The 1,310-nt window shown below is 70.2% G+C and carries 1 protein-coding gene; it reads right to left on the bottom strand.

The genetic code is table 11. From position 1 onward, the window contains the following. The coding region (locus LN042_RS36775; protein ID WP_230055819.1) for a condensation domain-containing protein at positions 1-1,310 on the bottom strand (1,310 nt) is incomplete at both ends.

Genomic DNA, 1,310 nt, shown 5'->3' with positions numbered 1-1,310 from the left:
AGCCACCGCATCCGGCGTCCGCGCCACCTGCGCCGCGAACAAACCCGGCAACGTCGACGACGCCACCTCGACCGCCGTCTCGTTCCACCCCTCCACGAGTAGACGGCGCTCTGCCTCACCCAACACGTCCACTGCCGCGAACCGGGCTCCTGCAGCCTCATCCAGAACGGCGACGAGGTTGGCCAGGGTGGCGTGCATCAGCTCGCAGATTTGCTGTGCGTCGGCTGGAGCCACCGCCTCGACGCTCACTGCGAACTCGGTGGTGCGATCGTCGACGGACACGGTCACGGGGTAGTTGCTGTGATCCTCTCCCGCCAGCAGCCCGACCCCCGAGAGGCTGGGACCGCTGCCCGGCGCCGGTGCCTGGCTGTGGCGGTAGTTGAAGAGCGAGGTGAACAGCGGGCTGCCGCCATCCACTCCACTCGCCTGCTGGGCGAGTGCCAGCGGCGCGTGCTCGTGCACCAGCAGCTCGGCAAGCTGGCGCCGCATGCCGTCCAGCGCCTCTGCCGCACTCTGCCCGTCCACTCGCACACGCACTGGCAGGGTGTTGAGGAACAGACCCGGCACTCGATCGGCACCTGCCCCGGAGTTCATCCGGCCGAACAGCACCGTGCCGAACACCACGTCATCACGGCCCGACAGCGATGCCAGCACCCGCGCCCACGCCAGGTGGAAGACTGTGGCAGCGGTCACTCCCCGGTGCCGCGCCACGTCCCGGATGCGGCTCGCCAGTTCACGGTTCACCGGCAGCTGCGCGCGCACCGAGCCGGAGCCATCCCCGTGCACGTCCAGCAGGCCGAGCGGCGCGGTCGTCTCCGTCACGTCACCGAGCAACTCGGCGAAGTACCGCTCGTGCTCCTCGCGCGGCGTACCGAGGCGGGCCTGGGCGACGAAGTCGCGGAACGGCAGCGGCTCCGGCAACGTGTCGGCACGGCCGGACATGAACGCCCGCAGCTCCCCGAGCAGCACGTCCAGCGTGGTGTGGTCCTGCACCAGGTGGTGCATCCGCAGCAGTGCCAACCAGCGGTCACCGTCCGGCTCCGCCGCGATGTGCACGCTGATCAGCGGCGCGCTGGCGAGATCCATCCAGGACTCGCCGAGGGCGGTCAACTGCTCGACCGGCTCCGGGCCCTGGGGGTCCAGCACGACCTCCTGGACCGGCAGTTCAACGCGCCGGGCGACGACCTGCAGCGGCTCGCGCAGACCCTCCCACACGATCGCCGTGCGGTAGATGTCATGCCGGGCGATCACCTCCCGCAGTGCGTCCAGGAACGCGTCCACCCGCTTCCGAGAGTCGAACCCGAGCACGA

The organism is Kitasatospora humi (assembly GCF_020907985.1).
Taxonomy (GTDB): domain Bacteria; phylum Actinomycetota; class Actinomycetes; order Streptomycetales; family Streptomycetaceae; genus Kitasatospora; species Kitasatospora humi.
This window is presented reverse-complemented; position numbering and strand designations above follow the sequence as displayed.